Here is a 6,802-nt window from a genome sequence, read left to right as displayed (position 1 = left end):
AGGCATCAGGATGGCGGCATTTCATCGCGCCGTTTTCCCTGCCACGGAGCCATTCAAGATGACCAACGCTGCGCCCCGAACCGAACTCCTGGAACAGCTGCTGCCCGTCGTCCGCCAGGCCGGCGCCCTGATCATGGAGATCTACGCCACGGACTTCGAGGTTCGCGGAAAGGAGGATGCCTCCCCGGTCACGGCGGCGGACGAGAAGGCCGAGGCGCTCATCCTGCCTGCGCTCGCCGAACTGACCCCGGAGATCCCGGCGATTGCCGAAGAGGCCGTGGCGGCCGGTCGCGTTCCTGCGATCGCCGAGCGCTTCTGGCTGGTGGACCCGCTCGACGGCACCCGGGAATTCATCAGCCGCAACGGGGAGTTCACCGTCAATATCGGGCTGGTCGAACACGGTCAGCCGGTGCTGGGCGTCGTCTTCGCGCCGGCGCTGAACCGCCTGTTCGCGGGGGCCATCGGCGGGGGCGCGTTCGTCGAGAGAGACGGCGTTCGCGAGCCCATCTCGGTCCGCAACCCGCCGGACGAAGGCCTGACCATCGTCGCCAGCCGGTCCCACGGCGACCCTGCCGCTCTCGAGACCTTCCTGCAGGGACGCAGGGTCGCACACCTGCGCAACGCCGGTTCTTCGCTGAAGCTGTGCCTGGTCGCGGCCGGCGAGGCCGACCTGTACCCCCGCCTCGGCCGCACCATGGAGTGGGACATTGCCGCGGGGCACGCGGTGCTCGCCGCCGCGGGAGGGCGGATCACCCAGGTCGACGGCCAGCCCCTGACGTACGGCAAGCCCGATTTCGCCAATCCGCACTTCGTGGCCTGGGGATTCGCCGGAACGTAAGGACGGGCATCCATTCCGTGCTGCCGAAGTTCTTCAGGTACCACAGCCACACCGGCGAATGGCCAGATTCGCCACAGGCCCGCGCAGAAGTCTTCTCAACGCACGAGCCTGAGCAACTCTACATCGCCATCGCCCGGCATCGGAACCCGGGCCAGCACACCGCTGCCTGAGGCAATGCGCTCGCCGGGTGGGACAGACCGCAGAACGGCAAGGATGCGCACGCGGATCTGCCGGGCCATCAGGGTGCCCCGCAGACACCATCCCGACAACGACGGCGCCAGCGCCAGCGGGCAAAGACCGTGTAGACACGGTCCATGGCCCATACGACACCGGGTATGGCAGAGACCATCCGCGCCAGCCAGCGATAGCCGGGAAGCTCGCGCCAGAGGGTGACGAAGGCATAGGCTCCGGTGCGCAGCGCCCCGTTCCCATCCCGCACGTGCAGCCGCTCCATGGCTTTCTGCCAGGAAATCCCCGCATCGGAGAGCGCGTCCGGATCGGCGTGAATATCGCGCCAGTCCAGGCGCTCAGCCCCTTGCAGGCGGCGGTAGTGGGCAATCTCCCGGCGACACATGGGACACCCCCCGTCAAAGAAAACCGTCACCGGCTGGCCTCCGACCCGATCCGTGGCAACGCCATCGGCTGCGTTCTGTGTCATCGCCTCATTCCCCTTTTAATGCGTAACGGGTTGGTTCGATTCCGGCATCCGGAGTTCCATGCCGGGATCCGGCCGCCAAGGCCTTTGCTCCGGCCGTGGATCCATGCCATAAGGAGCGTAGCGTGCCCCGAGTCGGCGACGGGGAGGAATTCATACGACCGATGAAGGGCTGCCGGTTGCTGATCTGCATGGCGCTCCTGCCGTTCGACGCGCTGGCCGCCCAAGCATAGGAATCCGCACTGATGGAATTGCAACTCTTCTCTCCTGCCCGGCTCGGACCGCTCGAACTCGCGAACCGGACGGTCACCGCACCACTGACCCGCTGCTGGGCAGTGGGCCCCATGTTCTGATGGACGGGTATTACGCGCAACGCGCGGGTTTGGGGCTGATCGTCGCCGAAGGGTACACCGACTACCCGCCGCTGAAGGCCTGACAAACACGATGAACTGGCTGAGATTCGCGCCGCTTTCGCAAGGGGACATTCTGTGCCACGCCTGACGCGCAGCCTTGCCCGCTTCGGAACGCCAGGGTTCGAGGCGGTGCTCAAGGAGGAGCTAACGGCCCTTGGCCCGGATGTCCTGGGACTACAACAGGAACTCACCGCCGGCAGCACGGCGCTGCTCGATAACCTCGGCGTCATGATCCTCCGCCGGACGGAGACATCCGGCACCATTCAACTACGGGCCGGAATCTTCTTTTCAAGCATCCTCGGAGGCTGCGCCTGCGCTGGCGACCCCTCGCAGGAGAATGAAAATACAGAATACTGCGAGATCGACATCACGATCGATCGCCGGAACGGCGAAGCCCGCGTCCTCCCCGCCCGGGACTGAAACAGCCGGGCAAACAAGGTCAATGACGCTTACGCGGGCATTTTTGACCCCGAAAAGGTCCTTCTAAGGGCCAAAAAAGCAAAAAAAAGCGGGCAAACCACATATTTTTCAAAAACATAGCTTGGTCCGACCCCCGGAGACGGTATTGGCGACGGTCGGGGGTTGGCGGCTAACGCAAAGGCCCTGCGCTCTCGACTTCGCCCTGCGGCGACACGCGTACCAGCCAGCCCCCTGCGGACGCCGTGGACTCGCCGGTCAGAGCCCGAATGTTGAACTGGTGCGTGACGACCACCACCGGCGGTCCGGGCGGCAGGCGGCTCAGGAATTCACGCGCGGCGCGCGTGCGCGCATCGCCCTCTTGTCGGCGCTGAAAGAAGGAATCGAACGCGGGTTCCGGGTAAACCGGCCCGAGATCGAGCAGCTGCGCCGTTTCCAGGCAGCGGCACCAATGACTGGAAAAGACGCGCGCCTCCTCGATCCCGGCGGCGCGCAACCGTTCACCGAGCGCTCGGGCCTGCTCGCGACCCGCATCGGAGAGATTGCGCTGCGTGGAACAGTCCTCGACGCTGAACCCGGGTGGGTCGCCGGTACCGGGTGCCAGCGCATGCCGGAGCAGCAGAATCGTACCGGGCTCTTGCAGCCTCGCGAGCGACTCCTCCGCCTGCGCCGGGATCAGGAGAGACGCGACCAGCGCAAGTAGCGCCAGCGTACGTGCAGACGATCGCCAGGACAGGAAATGCATGGACTCAGAACTCCAGTTCGGTCTGCCCGGTCGGGGCCTTTCGGACGCGGCGCGCACCGCGCCGGCTGCCCATGGTTTTCTGTATCGAGTGACTCTCCAACCGACTCTCCGGTTGCTTGCGGACGGCGATAATCCGTTGCCGAGCAATACGCGCGTTCGCGATATGGTCGACGATGGGCTCCGGATAGTCGTGTCCAATGCGTACCCCGATCGAATCCTGGAGCGGTCTCGACATCCGCCACGGCTCATGGAGCCAGGCATCGGGCACGGCGCTGAGTTCCGGCAGCCAACGTCGGATGAAGCGGCCCTCGGGATCCTGATCGACCGATTGTTTGACCGGGTTGTAGATCCGTAGCGCGTTGATCCCTGTCGTACCCGACTGCATCTGGATCTGGTTGTAGTGGATGCCGGGTTCGTAGTCGGTGAATACTCGTGCCAGATGAAGGGCGGGTTCGCGCCAGTGCAGCCAGAGGTGATAGGAGGCGAACGCGGTGAGCATCGCACGCATGCGGAAATTGAGCCAACCCGTGGCACGTAGGGAACGCATGCAGGCATCGACCAGCGGAAACCCCGTCTCCCCGCGGCTCCACGCCTGAAAACGACCAGGGTCACACTCGGCTTCGCGCAGTCCGTCGCAGGAGGACATGAGATTTCTGAACTCGATCGACGGACGCGACTCGAGTTTCTGGATGAAGTGACAATGCCAATGCAGCCGTTCCTCGAACGACCGCAGCGAGCGGCGCCACGCCTTGGCGTCTGCGCTCATGTCGCCCTGGAATCCCGCAACCCGCGCCCGGCTGGCGTGCACCACCTCGCGTAACGAAAGACAGCCCCAGGCCAGGTGCGGGCTGAGTCGGGAACAGGAGTCCCAAGCGGTGAGCGGGCTGGACATACCCGCCTGGTAAGCCTTGCCGCGGTCGGCGAGGAAGCTCGCCAGGGTTTTTTCGCCTTCATCCCGGCCGCCAGGCTGCAGGGAGACGCCCTGCTCTGGCGGCAGTGTTTCGTGAGGGACGTCGGGAAGCGGGTCCGAACGCAGCCCAGGAACGGGCGCCAGCACACCGGGGGCTGCGGTGACTCGTTCGGACATGCGTTGCTCCCAGCGCGCAGCCCAGCCGTCGCGGTTGCGCAGGCCGCGTACCACGCCGGTCTGGGGCAACTCGATCCACTCGATGCCCCGGTCGCGGACCCAGGCGGCGACCCGGCGGTCGCGGGCGAAGGTCCAGCCGTTCCCCGTCTCCTCGTGCGACCAGAGGGTGGTAAAGCCAGTCCTCCGATGAATTTCGTCCAGGACGGCGACGACCTCGCCTCGGCGCAGCAGCAACGGCTGGCCCAAACCCGTGAGGTCGCGGTCCAGCGTCTGCAGGCAAGTGCGGATGAAGGCCCAGTGGCGCCAGGCGGCGTCGGGCTGCGCCCAGAGTTCGGGCTCGACAACGTAGAGCGGGATCACCGGCCCGCGCTCGGCGGCCGCGACCAGGGGAAGGTGATCCTGTACGCGGAGGTCGCGCTTGAACCAGACCAGTTGCGGCGCACGGGGAGCCGGCCGCGTCATGGACGCATTCCCCGGCGTTCACGGAGGACTATGGGATCGGTTGGACGAGCCAGCGTCGCGAGAGCCGTCTCCCCCGTTCGAACAGGGATGGCCTGGAGGCAAGCAGCTGCCGTGCGCGGCCCGGGCGTGATCGGCCGGGCGCCCAACAGGCATTCAGGACAGCCTGTTCGCTGGTCTGCAGCCATGCGGGAATCTGGCTCCCTGTGCATTGGGCGTGATCTCCGATGGCCGCACCCGGCCCTATCCCCCGTTCAGAGCCCGCCCCCGGACGAAGGTTCCCCACCCAAGGAGGCAAGGGGGTCGGACCAAGTCAACTGCTTGAAAACATGGAACAACAACCCCAAAAACACCGTCAATCGGCACCTTATCAGGCCGTTTTCGGCCCCAAAAACGGTGTTTTAAGGAGAACAGGGGTCTACTCACGCAGACCATGGCCCGAACCGGCACAATGCTCCTTGGAACGCCATTTTGGCGCCTAAAATGGCACCTCCAAAGGTTTTTCAGGCCCGAAATTTCAGCTATTTCGTATCATAATCATGATCTTGCCTTGGTCCGACCCCGGCGAACCTCCGAGCGGAGACATCCGGCACCATCCAACTCCGAACCGGAATCTTCTTCGCAAGCATCCTCGGAGGCTGCGCCTGCGCTGACGATCCCACGCCGGAGAACGAAAACACGGAATACTGCGAGATCGACATCACCATCGATCGCCGGACTGGCGAAGCCCGCGTACGCCCGGCCAGTGACTGACACAACCGGGCAACCGCAGTCCGTTGCGCTTCGGTGGGCGTTTTTGACCCCGAAAAGGGCCTTCCAAGGGCTGAAAAAGCACCGAAAAGTGGGCTATATTATCGTTTTTTCAACAACATAGCTTGGTCCGACCCCCGGAGATGGCAATGCCTGTGTGTCCTGAGGAGATACTGGAGTTCTGGTTTTCCGGGGACGTGCGGCCGTTCTGGTTTCGGTCCACGCCCGAGTTCGACGCCAAGCTGCGGGAGCGTTTTCTCGCGGCCTGGCAGGCTGCGGCGAGGGGGGAACTGGAGGGCTGGCAAGACACGCCCGAGGGCGCGCTGGCGCTGGTGATCGTGCTGGACCAGTTTCCGCTGAACATGTTTCGCGGTCAGGCGAGGAGCTTCGCCACCGAGGCACGATCCCGTGAGGTGGCAGCCGCAGCGATTGATCAGGGGTGGGACCGGGAACTGGACGCCGCCGGCAAGGCCTTCCTCTACCTCCCGTTGATGCACAGCGAAGCGCTCGCCGATCAGGATCGTTCGGTGCAGTTGTACCGTGATGCAGGGCTCGTCGACAGCCTGCGCTGGGCCGAACACCACCGGGGGATCATCCGGCGCTTCGGCCGATTCCCGCACCGTAACGAGGTCCTCGGGCGCGAGAACACGCCGGAAGAGATCCTATGGCTGGCGTCGAAGGAGGCATTCCGAGGATGAGTGACCGCAAGCCGCTGGTGATCCTGAAGACAGGCCGCAAGATCCCGTCGCTCGCGTCGATTCACGGCGACTACGAGGACTGGATCGCCGTCGGCATGGGCTGGCCGGCGGATGCGGTTCGTGTGCTGGACGCCGGCGGAGCGCGCGCCCTGCCCCACCCCGGATCGGTCGCAGGCATCGCGATCACCGGCTCCGGTTCGATGGTCACCGAACGTGCGGACTGGATGCTGCGTGCGGCGGACTGGCTCGCGGAAGCGCTGAATCGGGAGGTTCCGGTACTCGGGATCTGCTTCGGTCACCAGCTGCTGGCCCACGCGCTGGGCGGCGAGGTGGACTACAACCCGCGGGGCGTGGAGGTCGGCACGGTGGAGGTCACGATGGCAGAGGCCGCCGCGGATGATCCCCTGTTCTCGGTATTGCCGACGCGCCTGTGGGCGCAGCTGAGTCACCGGCAGTCGGTGCGCGCACTGCCGACCGGAGCCACGCTGCTGGGCACCAGCGAGATGGAGCCGCACCAGGGTTTCGCCTACGGACCGCGCGCCTGGGGCGTGCAGTTCCACCCGGAATTCGACGAGCGGATCATTCCGCATTTCGTGGAATATTACCGCGAGATTCTGGGTGAACAGTCACGCTCGGTCGATGCCCTCAAGGCAGCCGTGCGGCCGGCGCCCGAGAGCCGGTTGCTGCTGCGGCGCTTCGCGGAGATTGTGCGTGACGGGAGTCGGTGATCGGGGCGGTTA

General features: G+C 65.3%; 7 protein-coding genes. 4 read left to right on the top strand and 3 right to left on the bottom strand.

Annotation, left to right across the window (positions count from 1 at the left end; translation table 11 throughout):
• Window positions 1-838, top strand: an 838-nt coding sequence (gene cysQ / locus EA346_RS14280; protein WP_296759720.1) for a 3'(2'),5'-bisphosphate nucleotidase CysQ, incomplete at its 5' end; no start/stop codon positions are given.
• A gap of 238 nt (window positions 839-1,076) precedes the next feature.
• Here the strand turns inward: cysQ and EA346_RS14275 are convergent.
• A complete protein-coding gene (locus EA346_RS14275; protein WP_296759719.1) occupies window positions 1,077-1,496 on the bottom strand; it encodes a thiol-disulfide oxidoreductase DCC family protein in 420 nt (139 codons plus the stop codon).
• Window positions 1,497-1,981: 485 nt separating this feature from the next.
• Between EA346_RS14275 and EA346_RS14270 the strand changes: the two genes are divergently transcribed.
• Complete coding sequence (locus EA346_RS14270; RefSeq protein WP_296759717.1) at window positions 1,982-2,326, top strand: hypothetical protein; 345 nt, start codon at window positions 1,982-1,984, stop codon at window positions 2,324-2,326.
• Between the two features lie 169 nt (window positions 2,327-2,495).
• Here the strand turns inward: EA346_RS14270 and EA346_RS14265 are convergent, their stop codons facing one another.
• Together EA346_RS14265 and EA346_RS14260 are read right to left on the bottom strand one after the other, a co-directional pair.
• Complete coding sequence (locus EA346_RS14265; protein WP_296759715.1) at window positions 2,496-3,068, bottom strand: histidine phosphatase family protein; 573 nt, start codon at window positions 3,066-3,068, stop codon at window positions 2,496-2,498.
• 4 nt (window positions 3,069-3,072) lie between these two features.
• On the bottom strand, window positions 3,073-4,617 hold the full coding sequence (locus EA346_RS14260; protein WP_296759714.1) for a deoxyribodipyrimidine photo-lyase: 1,545 nt from the start codon (window positions 4,615-4,617) through the stop codon (window positions 3,073-3,075).
• A gap of 896 nt (window positions 4,618-5,513) precedes the next feature.
• Here EA346_RS14260 and EA346_RS14255 point away from each other — a divergent pair.
• Together EA346_RS14255 and EA346_RS14250 are read left to right on the top strand one after the other, a co-directional pair.
• The gene (locus tag EA346_RS14255) at window positions 5,514-6,062 is read left to right on the top strand and encodes a DUF924 family protein (protein ID WP_296759712.1); all 549 of its coding nucleotides are present in this window, start codon (window positions 5,514-5,516) and stop codon (window positions 6,060-6,062) included.
• A complete protein-coding gene (locus EA346_RS14250) occupies window positions 6,059-6,790 on the top strand; it encodes a glutamine amidotransferase (RefSeq protein WP_296759710.1) in 732 nt (243 codons plus the stop codon). The genes EA346_RS14255 and EA346_RS14250 overlap by 4 nt, the downstream gene beginning before the upstream one ends.
• Window positions 6,791-6,802: the final 12 nt, after the last annotated feature.

Origin of the sequence: Thioalkalivibrio sp. (assembly GCF_007692535.1) — a bacterium.
Taxonomy (GTDB): domain Bacteria; phylum Pseudomonadota; class Gammaproteobacteria; order Ectothiorhodospirales; family Ectothiorhodospiraceae; genus Thioalkalivibrio.
The sequence above is the reverse complement of the archived record's forward strand: the minus strand, read 5'-3'. Positions and strand labels throughout refer to the sequence as shown.